The organism is Planomonospora sp. ID67723 (assembly GCF_015711605.1).
Lineage (GTDB): Bacteria > Actinomycetota > Actinomycetes > Streptosporangiales > Streptosporangiaceae > Planomonospora_A.
In genome coordinates, this window is the sequence record NZ_JABTEZ010000004.1 from 21,548 (window position 1) to 40,171 (window position 18,624).

General features: G+C 69.8%; 19 protein-coding genes and 3 pseudogenes. 12 read left to right on the top strand and 10 right to left on the bottom strand.

What is annotated here, in order from left to right; all coding sequences use genetic code 11:
- Window positions 1–195 precede the first annotated feature (195 nt).
- Window positions 196–633, top strand: coding sequence for a hypothetical protein (locus tag HS041_RS26625; protein ID WP_196443596.1), 438 nt, complete (start codon window positions 196–198; stop codon window positions 631–633).
- Between the two features lie 142 nt (window positions 634–775).
- On the opposite strand, the gene HS041_RS26630 is transcribed toward HS041_RS26625, so the two are convergent.
- A complete protein-coding gene (locus tag HS041_RS26630; RefSeq protein ID WP_196443597.1) occupies window positions 776–1,198 on the bottom strand; it encodes a VOC family protein in 423 nt (140 codons plus the stop codon).
- A 103-nt stretch (window positions 1,199–1,301) separates the two neighbouring features.
- On the opposite strand from HS041_RS26630, the pseudogene HS041_RS26635 reads away from it, so the two are divergent.
- The 3 genes and pseudogenes from HS041_RS26635 to HS041_RS26645 form a co-directional block, all read left to right on the top strand.
- Window positions 1,302–1,442, top strand: a pseudogene (locus tag HS041_RS26635) (HTH domain-containing protein); the annotation flags it as partial.
- Complete coding sequence (locus tag HS041_RS40490) at window positions 1,435–1,851, top strand: GNAT family N-acetyltransferase (RefSeq protein WP_196443598.1); 417 nt, start codon at window positions 1,435–1,437, stop codon at window positions 1,849–1,851. The pseudogene HS041_RS26635 and the gene HS041_RS40490, both read left to right, overlap by 8 nt.
- Window positions 1,852–1,965: 114 nt before the next feature.
- Complete coding sequence (locus tag HS041_RS26645; RefSeq protein WP_196443599.1) at window positions 1,966–2,691, top strand: MOSC domain-containing protein; 726 nt, start codon at window positions 1,966–1,968, stop codon at window positions 2,689–2,691.
- Window positions 2,692–3,037: 346 nt separating this feature from the next.
- Here the strand turns inward: HS041_RS26645 and mtnK are convergent, their stop codons facing one another.
- Together mtnK and HS041_RS26655 are read right to left on the bottom strand one after the other, a co-directional pair.
- Window positions 3,038–4,279, bottom strand: coding sequence for an S-methyl-5-thioribose kinase (mtnK, locus tag HS041_RS26650; RefSeq protein WP_196443600.1), 1,242 nt, complete (start codon window positions 4,277–4,279; stop codon window positions 3,038–3,040).
- A 13-nt stretch (window positions 4,280–4,292) separates the two neighbouring features.
- The gene (locus HS041_RS26655; RefSeq protein WP_196443601.1) at window positions 4,293–5,822 is read right to left on the bottom strand and encodes a flavin monoamine oxidase family protein; all 1,530 of its coding nucleotides are present in this window, start codon (window positions 5,820–5,822) and stop codon (window positions 4,293–4,295) included.
- A gap of 121 nt (window positions 5,823–5,943) precedes the next feature.
- On the opposite strand from HS041_RS26655, the gene HS041_RS26660 reads away from it, so the two are divergent.
- The 4 genes and pseudogenes from HS041_RS26660 to HS041_RS40500 all read left to right on the top strand — a co-directional run.
- On the top strand, window positions 5,944–6,726 hold the full coding sequence (locus tag HS041_RS26660) for a hypothetical protein (RefSeq protein WP_196443602.1): 783 nt from the start codon (window positions 5,944–5,946) through the stop codon (window positions 6,724–6,726).
- Window positions 6,723–7,139: pseudogene (locus tag HS041_RS40495) on the top strand (diiron oxygenase); the annotation flags it as partial. The gene HS041_RS26660 and the pseudogene HS041_RS40495, both read left to right, overlap by 4 nt.
- Window positions 7,140–7,189: 50 nt before the next feature.
- The gene (locus HS041_RS38675) at window positions 7,190–7,408 is read left to right on the top strand and encodes a hypothetical protein (protein WP_230879807.1); all 219 of its coding nucleotides are present in this window, start codon (window positions 7,190–7,192) and stop codon (window positions 7,406–7,408) included.
- Window positions 7,409–7,610: 202 nt separating this feature from the next.
- Window positions 7,611–7,733, top strand: a pseudogene (locus tag HS041_RS40500) (IS630 family transposase); the annotation flags it as partial.
- Window positions 7,734–7,896: 163 nt separating this feature from the next.
- Here HS041_RS40500 and HS041_RS26675 read toward each other — a convergent pair.
- The 4 genes from HS041_RS26675 to HS041_RS26690 all read right to left on the bottom strand — a co-directional run bounded on the left by HS041_RS26675 (window position 7,897) and on the right by HS041_RS26690 (window position 12,012).
- Complete coding sequence (locus HS041_RS26675; protein ID WP_230879808.1) at window positions 7,897–8,997, bottom strand: sensor histidine kinase; 1,101 nt, start codon at window positions 8,995–8,997, stop codon at window positions 7,897–7,899.
- A 10-nt stretch (window positions 8,998–9,007) separates the two neighbouring features.
- Window positions 9,008–9,703, bottom strand: coding sequence for a response regulator transcription factor (locus HS041_RS26680; RefSeq protein ID WP_196443605.1), 696 nt, complete (start codon window positions 9,701–9,703; stop codon window positions 9,008–9,010).
- 58 nt (window positions 9,704–9,761) lie between these two features.
- A complete protein-coding gene (locus HS041_RS26685; RefSeq protein ID WP_196443606.1) occupies window positions 9,762–10,487 on the bottom strand; it encodes a VanZ family protein in 726 nt (241 codons plus the stop codon).
- Between the two features lie 292 nt (window positions 10,488–10,779).
- Window positions 10,780–12,012, bottom strand: a complete 1,233-nt coding sequence (locus HS041_RS26690; protein WP_196443607.1) for a serine hydrolase domain-containing protein — start codon at window positions 12,010–12,012, stop codon at window positions 10,780–10,782.
- A 597-nt stretch (window positions 12,013–12,609) separates the two neighbouring features.
- On the opposite strand from HS041_RS26690, the gene HS041_RS26695 reads away from it, so the two are divergent.
- Window positions 12,610–12,909 carry an MTH1187 family thiamine-binding protein gene (locus tag HS041_RS26695; RefSeq protein WP_230879809.1) on the top strand — a complete coding sequence of 100 codons (300 nt, stop codon included), beginning with the start codon at window positions 12,610–12,612 and terminating at the stop codon, window positions 12,907–12,909.
- A 209-nt stretch (window positions 12,910–13,118) separates the two neighbouring features.
- On the top strand, window positions 13,119–14,237 hold the full coding sequence (locus tag HS041_RS26700; RefSeq protein WP_196443608.1) for an MBL fold metallo-hydrolase: 1,119 nt from the start codon (window positions 13,119–13,121) through the stop codon (window positions 14,235–14,237).
- Window positions 14,238–14,299: 62 nt separating this feature from the next.
- On the opposite strand, the gene HS041_RS26705 is transcribed toward HS041_RS26700, so the two are convergent.
- Both HS041_RS26705 and HS041_RS26710 read right to left on the bottom strand, forming a co-directional pair.
- The gene (locus HS041_RS26705) at window positions 14,300–14,923 is read right to left on the bottom strand and encodes a DUF305 domain-containing protein (protein ID WP_196443609.1); all 624 of its coding nucleotides are present in this window, start codon (window positions 14,921–14,923) and stop codon (window positions 14,300–14,302) included.
- Entirely contained in the window at window positions 14,920–16,470 is a 1,551-nt protein-coding gene (locus HS041_RS26710; RefSeq protein WP_196443610.1) for an LVIVD repeat-containing protein, read from the bottom strand. Before HS041_RS26710 ends, HS041_RS26705 begins: the two co-directional genes overlap by 4 nt.
- 319 nt (window positions 16,471–16,789) lie before the next feature.
- On the opposite strand from HS041_RS26710, the gene HS041_RS26715 reads away from it, so the two are divergent.
- Both HS041_RS26715 and HS041_RS26720 read left to right on the top strand, forming a co-directional pair.
- On the top strand, window positions 16,790–17,284 hold the full coding sequence (locus HS041_RS26715; protein WP_196443611.1) for a MarR family winged helix-turn-helix transcriptional regulator: 495 nt from the start codon (window positions 16,790–16,792) through the stop codon (window positions 17,282–17,284).
- On the top strand, window positions 17,269–18,027 hold the full coding sequence (locus HS041_RS26720; RefSeq protein WP_196443612.1) for a DUF8817 family protein: 759 nt from the start codon (window positions 17,269–17,271) through the stop codon (window positions 18,025–18,027). The genes HS041_RS26715 and HS041_RS26720 overlap by 16 nt, the downstream gene beginning before the upstream one ends.
- A gap of 39 nt (window positions 18,028–18,066) precedes the next feature.
- Here HS041_RS26720 and HS041_RS26725 read toward each other — a convergent pair whose 3' ends face one another.
- Window positions 18,067–18,621, bottom strand: a complete 555-nt coding sequence (locus tag HS041_RS26725; RefSeq protein ID WP_196443613.1) for a DUF6434 domain-containing protein — start codon at window positions 18,619–18,621, stop codon at window positions 18,067–18,069.
- Window positions 18,622–18,624 lie beyond the last annotated feature (3 nt).

The following is an 18,624-nucleotide window of genomic DNA, read 5'->3' on the forward strand; positions in this document are numbered from 1 at the left end:
AGAAGCTGACCGCCTGGCTCGCGCCTCATCAGGAGTACGCACATTCCACCCAGCGCCCGGTGGCAATCGCCGGCGTGATGGGGGAGGGGAGCAACCTCGATGGCAAGGGATAAAGCGTCCACGGCGGCCCAGGCCGCCACGTCCACGCAAACGACAGCGGAGAACGCCGCGCTGAGGCGGCGGAAGGGAACTGACATGCGCACCTGGCGGAAACTGTCGAAGCTCACGGCCGTGGCCGCGGTGGCCGGAGGCCTCGCGTTCACCGCAACCCCGGCGGCGATCGCCGCCGGTGATTCGGCCCGGGAGAAGGCCGCCGCGCTCACCTGCGGCGGCAACGTGTTCCTCGACGGCATCCGGGCCCTCACGATCAGCGAGAACGGCCGCGACGAGGTGTACCTCGAGGCCGATGGCGTCAAGATCTGGCCATCCGGGCGCTACGTGTCGATGGCCGCAGGCCAGCGGGTCGAGGTCGACAAGTGCGTCCGCCCCCAGGCCGCGCTCCGCCTCATCGAGGTGGACGACCTCGACCCCAACGACCTCATCGGCAGGGTCATCCTCGAAGGGGATGTGACCAAGGACTACTACTTCTGCTGTGGTGGCGGCGCCCGATACCGGATCGGGGCCGTCCGATAAATCCGCCCCTCCCGCGATGTCCGGCGGATGCTACGGCGGCCTCGGACTCTCCTCGCTGTTCACTCTGTGCTGCCAGCTCGGCGCTGTGTTCGGCCCGGCGCGGGCCACCCCGCTGATCACGTGAGCCGTACGCGGTCGCTGCTCAGCCGTTGTACTCGCTCGCGACGTCCACGACCCAGACGACGCCGAAGCGGTCGGTCAGCATGCCGTAGAGCGGAGCCCACGGTGCGGGTCCCAGCGGCTGTGCGATGGTCGCCCCGTCGGAGAGCTTCTCCCAGTACGCGATGATCTCCTCCGTGGCCTCGCCGCGGAGGGAAAGGAAGAACGAGTTCTCACCCCGGTCCCACGGCAGCCGCGAGGGCACGTCGTAGGCCATCACGTGGAAGCCGTCGTCCGCGACCACCTGGCCCCACATCACCTGGTCTGCCTCGGCCGGGTCCTGCGAGTTCCCGGCGTCCCCGTACGTGACGACGGCGAGGTGACCGCCGAAGACGGACTGGTAGAACTCCAGCGCCGCGCGGGCGTCGCCCCGGAAGTTCAGATGAGTGACTGACTTGACGGACATGTCGTTCCTATCGGTTCTGGATACGGTGCAGCGCCTGATGCGGGACAACAGTCGCAGGGGTAGCGGTCAGGATGTGGCCGCTACTGCGGGCAAGATGGGAAACGTGCCGAAGACCTCAGCGCGACTGCTGGCGTTGCTCTCGCTGCTCCAGACGCGCCGGGACTGGCCGGGGGCGCTGCCGGCCGAGCGGCTGGAGGCCAGCCCGCGTACCGTGCGTCGTGACATCGACCGTCTACGTGGCCTGGAGCGTCGACCCGGCCCGCAGGAACGGAACCGTCACACACCTCGCCGTCTCCGCCGAGCACCGTCGGCGCCACGCGGGTATCGCGCTGTGCGAGCACGCCTTCGGTGAGATGCGGGCCCTCGGAGCCGATGTGGTCGAGATCGGTACCGGGGGCGATCCCTTCCACGCACCCGCCGGAGCCCTCTACGAGAAGCTCGGGTGCACCCCGCTTCCGGTCGCCGTCTTACTATCGGAGGCTCTGACCGAACCCCTCCGGGACAGCGCCCTCACCGCCTGTCCCGGAGGAGACGAGCACCTATCCGACGGTGCTGTTGAAACAGGCCCTCGCCGTACCCAGAGGCGCTGTACGGGACGACTGACACCACGTCCGCGCGCCACGGACAGGACACCACATGTCCGTTCCGCGTGAAGACTGACATTTCACCGCGACAACGACCGCACCTGCCGGGCCCGGTCTCTCCGCGCACAGCAGTCGGCCCGTAGCCGTGCCGCAGGAAGGATGGCGGATCGCTATTTTTGGGGCATGACGACGTATCAGGGGAGTGTCCGGCGGGTGCTGCGGTGGCCGGTGAAGTCACTGCGGGGCGAGGAGGTGGAGCAGGCGCGTCTCGACGAGCGAGGCATGGCCGGAGACCGTGCCTACGCGCTGATCGACGAGCGGGACAACCACGCGGGCAAGCGGCTGACCGTACGGCAGCGCGCCGAGATGCTGCACTGGCGGAGCGGGTACGACGGCGGAGACGCGCCGGTGCTGACGGCGCCGGACGGGACGGACTGGAAATGGGACGACCCCGGACTCGCCGGCGCGCTGGCCGCGTCGCTGGGCGTCCCGCTGCGCCTGCACGCCGCCGACGGGCAGCAGGACCGGGGGCCGACCGTGCTGGTCACCACCGAGGCCTCCCGGGCCGCGCTGGAGGAGGAGCTGGGCGATCCGGTGGATCTACGCAGGTTCCGGCCCAACCTGCACCTCGATCTCGACGCCCCCGCCTTCGCCGAGGAGGGCTGGACGGCCGGCACCGTGCTCTCGGTGGGGGAGACGGAGCTGACGGTGACCGGCGACCACGCGGGTCCGTGCATCAGGTGCGCCGTGCCCAGTTGGGACCCCGACGGCCGGGAGCGCTGGCCCGAGCTGCAGAAGTGGCTCATCCAGGAGCACGAGAACAAGTTCGGGATCATCATGCGGGTCACCCGGCCCGGCACCGTACGGCGGGGCGACCGGGTGACGGCCGCTCCGGCGCTCGGTTCGTAGGGGTCGGCGGCAGAGGCCGGAGACCCCGCCGCCATCCCCGGATTCCCGGCAGCCGCTCCGGGATGCGGGCCGCTCAGCCGAGCCGGACGGCGTCGAAGGGCAGGCTGCCGGAACGGTGCCCGACGGATGGAGGGCCGATGCGGGCGGGCGTCGGTCCCCCTACGCTCTCGACGACCACCCGCATCGGAACGGCCGGCCCAGCCGCGGTAGACGGGATCGGCCAGCATGGGAAGGAGAAGTCTCGTTCCCATGGGTTGGGAGTCCGCCTCCGGTCAAGGCTCTGACTTGCCTTCGAGTACGTTTCCGTTCCTCGCGGGCCGGAACCGGGCCGGCGGCGGGTGCGGCTTCACACGGATCGGGCAGCGGAGGTGACCGCTTCGACGGTCGGATATGCCGTGGGCCTGGTGAGCAGATCAGTGGCCAGGCTGACGCAGCGCAACTCGCAAGCGGCCCGGATGTCGTCATCGGGAATGCTCTGCAGCTCCACAACGTGTGCCAGACCGAAGATCCGCCGGAGGATCTCGGTGCCGCAGAAACCGAGCGTATCGGCCCAGACCTGGTCCACATACCGTCGGCGTTCCGTGTCCAAGTCCGCGGGGTGCGCGAACAGGGCGCGCGGGTAGGCGTCGCCGTCCGCGCTCCGCTCCCACAGCTGGAGGAAACGACGGCTGAAACCGTGCCACAGTTCCTCGATCACCTCCAGGATCCACTCCTGGTACTCGTTGCGCTCTGCATCGGCGGGCTGGTGGCCGGCCCGGGCGAGGTGGCCGATCAGCAGGTGCGCGAGCAGAGTGCCGAGGTCGAAGCCCATCGGGCCGAAGCATGCGAACTCCTGGTCGATGACCCGGGTGTCGTCCTCGGTGACCAGGATGGATCCGGTGTGCAGGTCGCCGTGGAGCAGTGCCTGGGCGCAGGTGAGATAGCGCAGCTTCAACCGTGATGCAGCGATCTTGAGTCCGGTGTCGCTGCGCAGGCGGTCGGCTGCCGCGTCCAACTGCGGGTGGGTCCAGGAGTTGCGCCAGTGTTCCCGGTAGGTCTCGGTGAAGACCATGTCCTCCATAATCTGTGTCATCTCGGTGTTACCGCCGAATAGGGTGGCCAGCCGCCGTTTCTCCACCGCCGGGCGAGCCAGGTCGGAGGTGCCGAACATCGATCCGGCCAAGTACTCGGCGAGCTGCCGGGCCAGCCGCGGATAGCGCACTCCATGCAACAGCCCGTGGCGCAGGACGACGTGCGGTGCGAGGTGCTCCAGGGCGAGGAGGTTCCTCTCCGGGTCGTAGCCCAGGACTTCCGGGACGCGGGCGGCGACCAGGCGTCCGTGTTCCTGCAGCGCCCGATATTCGTAGTAGGTCCTCCGAGGGGTCAGCGGCCAGGACTCGCCGACCACACGGACGTACGGCATGGCCTGCTTGACGCAGATCCGACCGGCCGGTCCGCGCACCTCGAAGACATAATTGACGTTGCCGTCGCCGATCTCCCGGACGCGCCAGTCGCCGGGCCGTCCGCCGAGACGCGCGGCCACCGCGGGGACGCCGTTCAGATGCTCTGCGAGCGCTGGACCTTCGAGCAACGCATACGTGGCGGCCATGGGCTTCTCCCCTTCATCTCACATCCCAGCACACCGCGTCCGGGCGTAGCCACACAGGGCGCGGCAGACGGAATTCCTCGTGCAGGACACGTTCCGCCGCTTCCAGTACTCCCTCGACCGATCCGGGCCGCGGCGTCCAGCCGTCGCTGATCCACAACACCGGTTCGCCGGGCAGCGGCCGCCGCATGACCGGGATCACCGCGTCGGCGTCGTACCCCGGGCGCCACACCGGCCATGCCCCGCCGTAGGGATCACCGGACCAGTCCTGCCAACGGGAGGCGGCGGGCCGCGGTGCCGTGGTGAGGCCGTGGAGCTCCAGCAGCATGTCGTGGGCTCGCTCGACCAGGCGCGGAGAGGCCGGTCCCGGCCTTCTGCTCGCTGCTGGCCCGAGATCGTCGGCCAATGCCTTCCAATACCGGTGGGCGGCGCCGTCCGCGTACACGGCCAGCAGGGCTCCCGGGCCGTCGCCGTCCGGTGTGGTCCAATACCACAACTGCCGGACCGGCAGGTCGCTGGTGCTGCGCCCTCTTGCCACGCCGGCCCGGCGCCACCAGGCGACCGGGTAGGTGAGGAAGAGCTTGGCCGCGGGTACCCGGTGCAGGCTCGCCAAGCCGTGGCGGAACGCGGCGTGATGGAAGGGCAGAGCCTTTGATTCCAGACACTCGACCGCGTGAGCGGGTAAGGCGAGCAGGACGGCCCGTGCCAGCACCTCACGTTGATCGTCCCCGTCGAACCACAGCCGGTACCCGCCGGTGCGGGTGCGCTCCAGCCGTACCAGCCGATGCCCGAAGAAGGTGAGGCCGCCGGCCTGGGTGAAGCGGCGGTGCAAGGAGCGCGGAACTTCCTGGAACCCGCAGCGGAGCCCGAGGTATCCGCCCTCCGGCGGGGTCTGGAACATGGCGTCCAGGTGGTAGGCCGCGCTACCGGCCGATTCTCGGCCGTCGTAACCGCCGCTGTCCTCCAGGAGCGCTGCGGCATCGGGACTCAGCACGGCCTCGGTCAGTTCCGTCCAGGGGACCTCGTGCAGCGGACGGCCCTGCCACCTCGCCGCGCGCCGGGCTTGCCGATAGCGCTCCACCGCCAGAACGGCCGGTCTTCCCCTGCAACCGGCCGACTCCGCGCGCATCGCCGAGAAGCCGGGCATCGCCCGCTCGGCGACCAGATCCACAAGCCCGTCGCGGGCGAGCCCCAGTTCCTCCGGACGCAGCCGGTAAGGGAGCGTCTGCGCACCCGAATGCAACTGGTGTTCGCGCAGCCGTACGCCGCGGATGTAGGTCAGGTTCTCCGGTCGTCCGAAGTCGAAGGGGAAGACCTCCTCCTGCAGGCCGAGATGCAGCACGAGGTCGACGAGGACGTGCTCGGTCGCGTCGAAGCGCATCGCTCCGTACTCGGCCGCCGCCCCCGGCACTCCGGGCAGCGGCGCAGAGCAGAGCCGGCCCCCGACACGCCGAGAGGCCTCGAAAAGCGCCACACGCTGACCGGCCAGCCGGTAGGCGAGGTAGCAGCCACCGATTCCGGCCCCCACGACGGCGATGTCCCACATAGGCCCTTCCCATCCGTCGAAGCCGCAGCGCTTCACTCTCGCCTTGCCAGCAAGCCGGACAACACGTAGTGTATCAGCTTAAATACGGAGAGTAGCTATTCTGTCCGCGCAACATGCCGATATGGCCAAGAAGACGGGACCGAGGATGACGTTCAGGCATCACACGCCTAGCCGTGCGATCAACGGCTACCGCCAAATGGAGGAGTACTTCTGTGACGTACGCTCCTTCTTCGAGGTGCTGAACGTCCGCTTCTCCATCCCCGAATACGGAGTGGGGCTTCAGCCGATCGGCGGTCAGGCGCTGTTCTCCAATGCCAACAGCTACCTGCTCTCGGACGACAGTTCTTATCCCTTCTACCTGTGGCTGCCGACGTGGCTGGGGCGTTTCTACCTCGACCCGACGACCGTTCCGCCCGGCACCGCGGTCGACGACTGCCCGATGGGGCAGGCACGGCTGCTGGCCTTCGTCTGGCCCTGGCTGGGCTTCAACGATGCCTACCTCGACGACGCCGAACCCGAATGCTGGTTCGGCGTATGCGAGCCGTCCCCGGCGGATCTCCACGAGAAGGCGGTGGTGACCGCCGAAAAGATCTTCCTTTACTTCCGGCTCGAACGGACCCGTGAACGGGAAACAAACGGCTGGACCACCGGCGGATTCCGGGGCGCCGAGATCGGCTGTGACCTGCAAGGCCGCTGGTTCCTGCGGCGGGTCCCGCTCTCCGAGCTCACGACCTACCACGGGATCGAGAAAAACGTGATCGCACCGCTCGGCGAGCTGTTCCACAGGTTGCAGCACCCGGGTGGCGGTGTGCCCCAGCTGACCACCGTCCAACTCCCCCAGACCCGGCCCAGGCAGGCCGCCGCCATCCGCTCTGACGGCCAGATCGACGGAGGCGGTAGATGACGGACGGCCTCTCCTGGCGGCCGCCGCCGTACGTCCCCGAGAGTCTCCTGCCGGGCACACCCCCATACGACCCGGCCGATCCAGTCGAGAACGCCGTCATCCGGCGACTGGCCGGCAACTGGCACCGCAGAGCCGCGGTCAAACACAACGCGCCGCTGGCCGAGCAGCAGGTGGTCAATGCGGCTTTCGGCCTCGTGCTGGAAGGCGCGTATCCGGGCGTGCGCGGGGAGTCGCTGCGCCAGGCCGTCGCGCAAGCCATGGTGGACGAGCAATATCACACCCTGATGCATCTCAACGCCAGCGCACGGACCCGGCGGCGACGCAACCTCACCGCATCCGGTCTGGATCTACCGGCGCCGTACACCGTACGCGAACATGCGCGCCTGTCCGCCTCGGCCGGGGAGTCCTGGCAGCGACCGTGTATCACCATCTCGACGTTCGGCGCCGGCCGTATTTCTTCGACATGCTCGCGCGCGGTCTGGACGCTTTCGCCGCCAACGACTACCTCGCATGGCGTTGGATCATGGACCTCACCCGGATCCCGCGAAGCCGCACGATACTCGCGGACTGCCGCTCGGACCCGTCGCGTCGGCGGCTGGTGCGCGACTACACCGGGCTGCGCGCCCTCACCGACCGGATGGGCGTCACCGGCCGCGTGGACCTCGACTGGCACCCCCGGTGAAAGAACGCCGACGCCGCTACCGGCCGCTACGCACTCCTCGTGTGCTGAGTCTCAAGTCCGCTCAGGGTCGCCATGTCGCTGTCGCGTCCGGGGCCGAAGCTCGCACCGCTGGAACTGACCGTCGAGGAACGCCACGCACCGGTCGACGCGGTCGATGGCCCGACAGCTCGGCCTGTCGCAGGCGCATCCGCGTTTCCGCACCCACCTCACCCCGACCGGCGCGTCCTGGCTCAACCTGGTCGAGCGGTGGTTCGCGGAGCTGACGAACAAGCGGATACGGAGGGGTGAGCACCGGCCGGTCCAGGCGCTGGAGAAGGACATCCGCTATCGAGGCCGGGCTGGCGGCGCTGTGCCGGGCGTTGTGCGCGAGTCTGGCGCCGGCACCGCCATCCAGGCCCCAGCCAAGCTCGCCGGTGGCCGGGCCCTTGGCGGCCAGCGAGATGACCACCTCATCGGCCAGCCCGGACGAGGCCCGCTCGGGGACGAGCCTACGGCGTGCCGGGAAGCCGGACGGTGACGAGGAGACCGCCGTTGGGGCGGGGCGCGAGGTCGAGGGTCCCGTCGTGGGCGCGGACGATGCTGTTCACGATGGCGAGGCCGAGGCCGGCGCCGACGTGTTCGTCGGTGCGTACGCGTTCTGTTCCGCGCTGGAAGGGTTCGGTGAGGGTCGGTACCAGGTCGGGTGGGAGCGGGCGACCCGTGTTCTCGACCCGCAGCACGCTGGTGCCGCTGTGCGCTTCGGTGTGGACCGTCACGGTGCCGCTGGCGGGGAGGTTGTGGATGATGGCGTTCTGGACGAGGTTCGTCGCCATCCGCGCCAGGAGTTCGGCGGAGCCGCTGGTCTGGGCCGTCCCGCCGGTGACGTCGAGCGTGATTCGGCGCTGTTCGGCGAGGGGGAGCATCGTTTCGGCGGCTTCTTCGGCGATCAGGGAGAGGTCGACGCCCTCGGGGGTGAAGTGTCTGCGGTCGCCGCGGCTGAGCAGTAGGAGGGCCTCGGTGAGGTCGATCGCCCGCTGATTGACGGCGTGCAAGCGTTCGATGAGTTCGTCCCGGTGCCGCGTGGGGTCTTTGCGGGCGACGTCGAGGAGCGTCCGGCTGATGGCCAGCGGGGTGCGCAGTTCGTGGGAGGCGTTCGCGGCGAACCTCTGCTGCTCGGCGACGTGGGACTCGAGCTGTTCGAGCATCGAGTCGAACGCGTCGGAGAGTTCACGGAACTCGTCTTCGTGGCCCTCCATGCGAATCCGGTGGGACAGTGACCCGTCCGCGGCCATGCGTGTGGCATTCGTGATGCGGGTCAGCGGCGCGAGCATCCGGCCGGCGAGAATCCATCCGCCCAGTAGGCCGAATATCAGCAGAAAGGCCAGCACTGCGGCTGCTCTCGGGGCGAAGGCGCAGAGCAGGTCGGCGCGGTTCGGTACGGACATCACGGGGACAGGGAGGCGGGAGCGGTTGGGTTCGGACATCTCGGGGTTGCCGATCACCTCGGGTACGTAACGCAGCAGGAACACCCACACTGTGACGAGGAGCAAGGCACCTGCCAGCATGACGAACCCGGCATAGCTGAGAGTCAGTTTGAGGCGGACGCTCAAACCGGGCTCCCTATCCACGGTCGTCTTCCTCCCGCCCGGTGCCGAGTGCTGTGTCGATGCGGTAGCCGACGCCGGGCACGGTGGCGATGATCCATGGTTCGCCGAGCCGTTTGCGCAGTGCGGAGACGGTGATGCGCACGGCGTTGGTGAGGGGGTCGGCGTTCTCGTCCCAGGCCCGTTCCAGCAGCTCCTCGGCGCTGACGACCCCGCCCTCGGCGGTGACGAGGACTTCCAGCACGGCGAACTGCTTGCGGGTGAGCGCGACGTAGCGTTCGTCGCGGAAGACCTCCCGGCGGAAGGGGTCGAGCCGCAGGCCCGCGATCTCGCGGACCGGGGGCCGGGCGTGCCCGCGTCGGCGGTCGAGCGCCCTCAGCCGCAGGACGAGTTCCCGCAGCTCGAACGGTTTGGTGAGGTAGTCGTCGGCGCCGAGCTCGAACCCGGAGGCCTTGTCGTCGATCCGGTCGGCAGCGGTGAGCATGAGGATCGGGATGCCGCTGCCGGAGGCGACGATGCGCCGGGCGACCTCGTCGCCGGAGGGGCCGGGGATATCGCGGTCGAGGACCGCGAGGTCGTAGGAGTTGACGCTGAGCAGTTCCAGGGCGCAGTCGCCGTCGCCGGCGATGTCGGCGGCAATCGCCTCCAGCCGCAGACCGTCACGGACGGCTTCGGCCAGGTAGGGCTCGTCCTCCACGATCAGTACCCGCATGCTGGAAGCCTATGGTCAGCGCAAAATAGTGTCGACGTCTGCGCAACGGACACGCGACTCAGCTCGCCGGTGCCGGTGCCGGTGCCGGTGCCGGAGCGGGGGAGGGGCGGTCCGATGGCGCCTCCGTCGTTGTCCGCCACCAGGGGCGCGACGCCAGCCCGGCCAGCGCGGCGCCTGCGGCGTTGACCAGGACGTCATCCACCGAGGACACCCGGTCCAGGCGCAGGACGTACTGTGCGGTTTCGACCAGGACCGAGCAGCCTGCCCCGAGCGCCAGGATCCGCGGCACGGACGCCAGCGCGGCGAACCGCATCGGGGCGAAGAACCCCAGCGCCGCGAAGATCAGCAGGTTGCCGCCGATCCCGATCGGCCCCATCGTGAGCAGGTCTCGCAGCGGGATCAGGCTCATCCGGCCGGGGACGATGCCGGCCCCCGGGCCGGGCATCATGGTCATCCATACGAACGGCACCGTCCCGTAGACCATCCCCACCTCGGCCAGCGACATCCGCCACGTCGATGTGCCGCCGACAGCACGCCGACGGCGCGCCAGAGCCCACACCACCAGAGCTGCGAACGGCAGCCCGACCAGCATCATGAGCAACACGCCGTTCTCCGTGTCGTAGCAGCCGTGCCACCGCCCCGCCATGCACTGCGGAGCGGACATCATGAGCGGCCGGCGCACGGCGAATGCGACGCTCGCCAGGCCGAGGATCGCCAGGCCGGCGAGCACGATCCTGCGTGTGCGACGGGGCGGTGCTGACGGGGGTGCGGCGTGGTTGTTCATGCCCCCATTAGAGGCGGAGGACTGTTGCGGTGGCGTATGCGACTTTCCATACATCCGCGATATACGGAATCCGGGCGTCGTCGGGCGCCTCGGCTGCGACCAGCCCCGGAGCCGGCTGTCGACGTTGACGGGCAACCGGGCTCGCGATCGAACAGGTCGAATCGTCCAGCCCTACTGGGCCAAACGACGAAGCCCCGCTGAACAGCACAGTAATCCACACCCGAGTGGCGCACCGGTCTCGGCATGCCGGGCCCAGGAGGTCCCTGCTCTTCGCGTCTGCCGCCAGACCGCCTCAGCCACCGCCCCCGTCACCGGGCGAAGCCCCGGTGACGGCCTGCAGCTCCCGCCCGATCATCTCCACCAGCGGCACGTTGTCGCAGTTGCCGAGGATGACGCCGACCCAGCCGGTGTCCGGGTAGATGCTCCAGTTGGCGCAGACACCCGGGTTGCCGCCGGCGCGCTGGATCGCCCACTGGCCGCCGATGATTTCGGCCGAAGGCCCGTATGTGCCGAACGAGGCCGGGCCCAGGGGGATCTTGGCTGCGGTGAGTACGTCGGCCCAGGGCCGGTCCAGCAGCGTGCCGTCGCTCAGCGCGCGGGCGAACCGGATCAGGTCCGGTGCGGTGGCGAAGCCGCCGTCGCCGAGGGCGTCGATGAAGGCGCGGCCCGGGTTCCTGCCCAGCATGTACGGGAAAGGGCTGCCCTTGTCCAGATTGCGGACCGCATCCACATGGCTGCCGTCGGCCAGCGTCATGTACGGGTGCGCGATGCGCTTGTCGGTGAGCCACTGCGGCCTGGTGTAGAACGCCGAGCCTGTCATGCCGCAACGCCGGAAGATGTTCTCCTCGACGTAGTCCCAATAGGTCTTGCCGCTCACGGCCTCCACGATCAGCGCGGGAATGACGGTTTCGGCACCGGCGTGGAACGCGTTGGGAACGCCGGGTGTGCCCACCAGCTTCGACTGCCGCGCCCACCGTTCCCGGTACTCGTGGACCTCGTCTCGGCTCTGGAAGACCCGCTGGATGTCCTCTTCGGGGGTGTTCATCCCAGAAGTGCCGGAGAGCATGTGGTGGATGCTCACCTTCCCGGCGACGTCCCTGGCGAAGCCCTTCAGTTTCAGGTCGCCCACCGTGTCTGTCAGCTTCAGTTTCCCCTGCTGCGCCAGCTGCAGGATGGCCACCGCGTTGAACGGTTTGCCCGCCGAGCTGAGGGTGAACGCGGTGCCCTCGTGGTTGCGGATTCCTTTCTCCTTGTCGGCCATGCCGTAGCTGCGTGACAGCACCGTCCGGCCTCGGTGGGACAGCATCACCACGCCGGAGAACTTGCCCTCGGCGGCCAGCCGCGCCACGTACCGGTCGTAGGCCCCGCCGGGCCGGGCGCCGGGCGGGATCCGGTCGTGCCCGGACGGGTACTGGTCGATCCCAGCGCCCATCAGCGGCACGGCGGCCACCGCGCCGGCGGTCGCCAATCCGCCCCATTTGACCAGCCGACGCCGGTCGATATCACGTGCGGCATCCGAATCCATGATCACGCTCCTCTCCCGGTCGACGAATCTGGCGCTGACAGTGAGGCGCTCTGGTTCATTCCTGTACTTAATACGCGCGACCGTTGCAGTGGCGTATGCGATTTTCGATACGCCCGCGACACACGTTCCAGGAAGATCCCTGGTTGTCGGATGCCGTGGCGATCTCGTGTGCGACCTGTCGCCCATGACAGCGGGTGTCACCGGAGCGCGGAAAGGCCCCGCAACGCGGCGGAGCGCCGGCGAAGGCGCGACGGCCGTCCTGAGCGCTTCGGCGCAGGCAGCAGCGGTTCCAGTACCGTCCGCTGCGCATCGGTCAGGCCGAACCGCCTCGTCGCCGCTATGGCGGCCACGAGGTCTCCGGTGTTCAGGTCGTCCTTGGTCGATCAACCCTCTTGCCGGAGACCTCGTTCGTTGTCGATCTCCTACGCGCACACGAACTTCAGAACGGCGGGGCCGCCACAGCAGGCTTTGATACAGGCCCCAGCAGGTTCCGGACGGTGCTGACACCCGACCTCGGTAAGGAGCGCCATCAAGGAGGTAGGCGGGACGGCCGTACTGTAAGGGATCGAGAGGGTCTCAGGCGGAAAGGAACAGAACATGTCGGTGCTCGTGGCGTTCAGCGTGACGCCGATCGGATCGGGTGAGGACGTCGGGGAGATCGTCGCCGAGGCCGTGCGGGTCGTGCGGGCGTCGGGGCTGCCGAACCGCACCGACGCCATGTTCACCACGGTCGAGGGCGAGAGCTGGGACGAGGTGATGGCGGTCGTCAAGGACGCGGTCGCGGCGGTCGAGGCCCGCTGCGGGCGGGTCAGCCTCGTCCTCAAGGCCGACATCCGCGAGGGGCGGGGAGGCCGGATGGAGGCCAAGGTCGAGGCCGTGGAGCGGCACCTGGCGTAGTCGGCGCCGGAGTCCTGCCGCCCGTCGTCCGCAGGTCGCTCCACCGGGCCGTGTGGACCGGTGGAGCGACGGCCCGGTCACTCGCGGGCGGGGCGGCCGGCGTCCTCCGTGAGGAAACCCACTCCCGCCCGGGGAACACCCGAGCCTGGTGATCAGTTGGACGGAGTGGGCCGGGGGGACCGGGGGCCGAGACTGAAGGAGCGTGCCGGATGGCGGACAGGGGATCGGCGGGGCGGCTGGTCGCGGGCGGGCTGGCGCTGGCCGCCGCCGGGTGGGCGCTGCGGAACGTCCCGGCGGAGCTCGGCGGCAAGGCCGCGGGGGAGCGGCTGGAGCGCGTGCTGCGCTCACCGCAGTTCCGCGACGGCGTCTTCCACAACAGCGTGTCCGGCTCCTACGCGCCGCCGGTGGGCAGCCTCCCCAAGCTGATCCGGGACATGATCTTCAACCGTGACGGGCGCAAGCCCGCCGGGCCGGTCCCGTTGGTGACCGCCCCGGCCGTCCCGCCCTCCGAGACCGGCCTGAGCGTCATCTGGTACGGCCACGCCACCACGCTGGTGGAGATCGAGGGACGGCGCGTGCTGTTCGACCCGGTCTGGAGCGACCGCGTCTCGCCCCTCCCCTTCGCGGGTCCTCGGCGTCTCCACCCCCTCCCGGCGCCGCTGACGGACCTGCCCGCGATCGACGCCGTGGTGATCTCGCACGACCACTACGACCACCTCGACCGGGCGACGGTCCGCGCGCTCACCGCGGCGCAGAGCGCGCCCTTCCTGGTCCCGCTCGGCATCGGCGCCCACCTGGAGCGCTGGGGCGTGCCCGCCGAGCGGATCGTCGAGCTCGACTGGGAGGAGGAGGCGACCGTGGCGGGCCTGCGCTTCGTCGCCACCGCGGCCCGCCACTTCTCCGGCCGCGCCTTCAAGCGCAACGACACCCTGTGGGGCTCGTGGGTGGTCGCGGGTGCGAGCAAGCGCGTGTTCTACGCGGGCGACTCCGGCTACTTCGACGGCTACGCCCGCATCGGCGCCGACCACGGGCCCTTCGACCTCACCCTCATGCCGATCGGCGCCTACAGCCCGAGCTGGCCCGACATCCACATGGACCCCGAGGAGGCGGTCACCGCCCACCTCGACCTGGGCGGCAAACTGCTGCTTCCGGTGCACTGGGCCACCTTCACCCTCGCCCTGCACCCCTGGGCCGAGCCCGTCGACCGGCTCCGGCACGAGGCCAAGGCGCACGACGTCCGGCTCGCGATCCCGCGCCCGGGCGACCGGATCGACACCGCCGACCCGCCGCTGCTCGACCCCTGGTGGGAACTGCTCGAAGGGATCTGACCGCCCGGAGGGCCCGGCAGCCCGCCGGTCCCGGGCGCTCAGCGGCGGGCGGACGGGAGGGATCAGCGGCCGAGGGCGGCGAGCAGACCGGCCATCACGGAGATCTCCTTGCGCTGTTCGGCGATCATGAGCGTGGCCAGAGCCCGCACCTGGGGATGCTCGGCGTGGCGGGCCGCGGCGGTGGCCATGGTCAGACCTCCTTCGTGGTGACGGATCATCAGCCTCAGAAACCACATCTCCACGTCCCGGTCGTTGGCCTCGCCCAGGCGGTCGATCTCCTGCTGGGAGGCCATTCCCGGCATCACTCCGTCGGCGCGGCGGGTATGGCCGTGGTGGCTCGTGCTCATCCAGGTCATCGGCGGGCCGGAGGGGACCTGAGGGGCGTTCCACAGGGCCAGCCACCCCTGCATCTGGCCGATCTCCTTGATCTGGTTGAGTTCGATCGCGATGGCCAGCCGTGCCACCGGCGGGCTCGTTCGGCCGCGTACCGCCTGGGCCATCGTGACGGCCTGCTGGTGGTGGGCGACCATGTCCTGGCTGAACCCGATGTCGACCGCACCTGCGGCCGCCGCCCGGGGCGGGTCCGGCGACGGCCCGTCGTCGGGCAGGAGCGTCACCGCCCCCGCCCCGATCATCATGAACGCGATGGCCGAGCACACCCGCCCGAAGATGGGTCGGCCGTTCATCGCAGGGGGTAGGCGTTGTTGGTGAACCGCAGCAGCAGCGCCCCGTTGTCGTCGCACGACACCCACAGCCGGTCACCGTCGAAGCGCGGCGGTGACATGCACCAGTCCGCGGTCATGTCCATCGGCCCGGTGTACAACGGCGGACCGTCACCGGAGCCGTTCAGGACGTCGGAGAACGACGCGCCGAAGGGGACGAACGCGTGCGCGGAGTTGCGCAGGCGCTTGCGCTTGCCGACCTGGGCGGGCGGGTTGAAGTAGGCGATCTCACGGGGTCGCCTCAGGTCGCGGATGTCGAACACCCGGATCCCCGACTGCGCCCAGCCGCAGGCCAGCGCGGTGGGGTCGGACGGGCGGTCGATGGCGCAGTAGTGCGAGTCGTAGCCGAAGATCCCGTTCTTGGCGGTGTCGGCCTCCCGCAGCTTCAGGTGCTCGGGCCGGTTGATCTCCAGCTTCAGTTGCCGGACGGTCACCGGCCGCCGCTCGTTGGAGATGTCCAGGATCCGCACACCGCCCGAACCCAGCTCGTCGACTGCGACCAGGTACGGCCGCCCCCGCCGGGTGAACGGAGTGGCGTGCTGGGTGACCAGGCCGTCGGACCAGGTGGTCTCGGAGATACGGCGCAGTTGCGGGCGCGGCTTGCGGCGCTGGATGTCTCGGGCGTCGAAAGTGATGACGCCGGTCGGCAGGTTGGCGACATAGATCCGGTTGCCGTCGTGACTCACGCCGACACCGTGGTTGGTCAGGCCGGTGGTGCCGTTGTAGACCACCCGAGGGGAGGCCGGGTCGGACATGTCCAGTGCGGCGATGGTGCCGCCCACCGTTCCCGTGGTCCAGTAGGTGTGGCCGTCGGGTGACCAGCTCGCCTCGTGGCCGGGGAACAGGCCGGGCATCGTCAGCTTCGTTCCGCGGACCCCGTTGAGCAGCCGGGGATGGGCGCAGTCGGTCTTGACGTCGTACACCGAGACGAAGAACCCGCCGGTCAGCGCGCCGACCGACACCGCCGCCAGCAGCCCGCGGTCCTGATGGACCTTGAGCGTCTCCCAGGTCCCGCCGAGCGTCGCGGGGCTGACCAGCGAGTCCGTCAGCCGCGGCCGGCGCGGATCGGACATGTCGATGACGTTGACGCCCGGCCGCCTGGCCGTCGCCGCGCTCGGCAGGATCGTCCCCAGATACTGGCACGTGCCGTAGGACGCGCCGACGGTCCCCTGTCCCTGCCCCTGGTACCGGCTGATCAGCTCCAGGTTGCATCGGTAGCCCCGCTTGCTGCGTCCGCTTTCGCGATCGGCCAGCGGGACCTGGCCCTGCAGGCCGGTCTCCGGCATGGAGCCGGGCCCACAGACCGATCGAGGCACCCTGGTGTCGACCGGAGCGACCGCCGCAGCCCGCCCGACGCCGCCCGCCGGCACCGTGCCCATCACGGTGACCACCGCCAGGGCCGTCGCCCCGGCCGCCCGCCGGCGGGGAAGCCGTCTCCGGACGGGATCTCGCCCGGTGGAGGCCGGAGCGTTGACCGGGAACGGCGCAGTCGAGCGAATCGTGGGGCTCATGGCGGCTCCTGAAGGGGGGTGGACACGAGGCCGTATGAGGAACCAGGCCCCTGATGAAACCTCGGCGTTCTCTTGAGCGGCTGTACTGTAAGAGAACACTTACGTCCTGTGAAGAGGGACGGGTGAGTGTTGTCGGGGGGCTTTTGCGACGATCGCGATAAAAGGCAACGACACGGCGGACCCGGCTCTCCCCGTCCGCCCACGGTCTTACGGCGTGTTCTGCAATGAGCTCCAAAGGATCCGTCGCAGCTCTTCTGCTTCGGCGCGGCCGTCGCCGGCCAGATTGACAGGTAGCTGTCGATATGGCCAGGATTATGGCATGGAGAGTCTTACCGCGTCCGGGCTGATGTTCTCCGAACTGGTCATCGAGGTGTTCCGGGCCAACGGGGTGTTGCTCGCAGCTGGGGACGAACTGGCCCGGCCGGCTGGGCTGACCAGTGCCCGATGGCAGGTGCTGGGAGTGGTCGAGCACGGGCCGAGCACCATCGCCCAGGTGGCCCGAACGATGGGGCTGACCAGGCAGAGCGTCCGGCAGAGCGCCGAGTCGCTGGCGGCGGACGGATTCGTCGCCTTCGAGGACAATCCCGGCGACCGACGGGCCAGGCTGATGAGGCTGACCTCCAAGGGACACGAGGCGCTCGCCTACGTCGAGCGGCACCAGGCCGAGTGGGCCAACCGGATCGCCGAGCGCGTACCGCCCGGCGAGATGGAGGGGGCCATCGAGGCGCTGCGCCGGATTCGCGCTCTGCTCGACGTGCAGGCGCCGTCCCACTCGCGAAACCAGGAGAAGGAGGCCGCATGGCCGACGAGGTGACCGTTCCGTTGCTCCCCTGCCGGTCGATCGACGAGATCGTCGAGTTCTACCGGGCGCTGGGCTTCGAGCCGACCTACCGCCAGACCCGCCCCAACCCCTACACGGCGCTCCAGCGCGAGGACCTCGCCCTGCACTTCTTCGCGCTGGACGGATTCGACCCCGCCAACTCCTACGGCTCCTGCCTGGTCTTCGTCCCCGACACCGGCACGCTGTTCGAATCCTTTGCCGCCGGCATGCGGGCCGCGTACGGCAAGCTGCTGGTATCCGGCATCCCCCGGATGACGCGCCCCCGCAAACGGAAGAACACCGGCGATCTGGCCGGATTCACCGTCGTGGACCCCGGGGGCAACTGGATCCGCATCTTCCCCTCTTCCGGGCCGGTGACCCGGGACGAGGACCGGTCCGGGATCGCCGGTGCCGAGCAGAGCAGGATCGCCAAGGCGATGGAGAACGCGATCGTGCTGGGGGAGTCCAGGGGCGACCACCGGCAGGCGGCACGCATCCTCGACGCCACGCTGGCCCGTGTGCAGGACTCCGCGTCCGCCGCGGAGCTCGTCGAAGCGCTGGTCTACCGGGCGGAGCTGGCGATGCGCCTGGACGACGGCGAGCGTGTCGACGCGCTGCTGGATCGCGTCCGCGACGTGCCTCTCGGCGAGGCCGACCGCGAAGCGCTCGCCGAGACGCTGGCCGGCGTGCGGGACCTGGAGCAGGCCCGCCGCGCTGACCGGCGCTCAAGCCGCTGACGATGTTCCGCCGGTGCCTCCGCGCGCCGTGTCGGCCGCTCACGCCTTCGGCCGGGCGTCGACCGGCAGGGACCGGTACTCCTGCCAGGCCTGCATCGCGGCCTGGCGACCGGCTCCGGGGCGGGCGGCGTGCCAGTCGCGCAAGAAGCGGTTGAGCTCGAACTGGGCGCCGATCTGTGGCTGCTGCACGCCACGCGTCGCGTGCCAGTGCGCCACGGCGTCGCCGAGCGAGCGACCGGCGCCGGTGGCGATGAAGTCGCGCATCACGCCGTCGAAACGGAACCCCGGGCCGATCCTCTGCTGGAAGAAGACCCGTAGCTGCTGGCTGCAGCGCTGCCCGTCGGGGATCAGCGTTTCCGGCGTCAGGGGTTCGGGGAGCGGGGCGGTGCGCGGCCTGCGGGCAGCCGGGCGCGGCTCGGGAAGGGGGTGCCCGTCCAGGACCGCAGCCAGGCGGGCCGTCAGCTCCTGCTTGCCTCCGGCGGCGCTGAGGCCGAGCCGCCGGGCGAAGGCGACCAGCTCGTCCCTGCGCCAGTACCAGCGCAGCAGGTCGTGGCCGGTCAGGTCGGCGGTGAGGGCCGGGCGGGAATCCGTCATGGC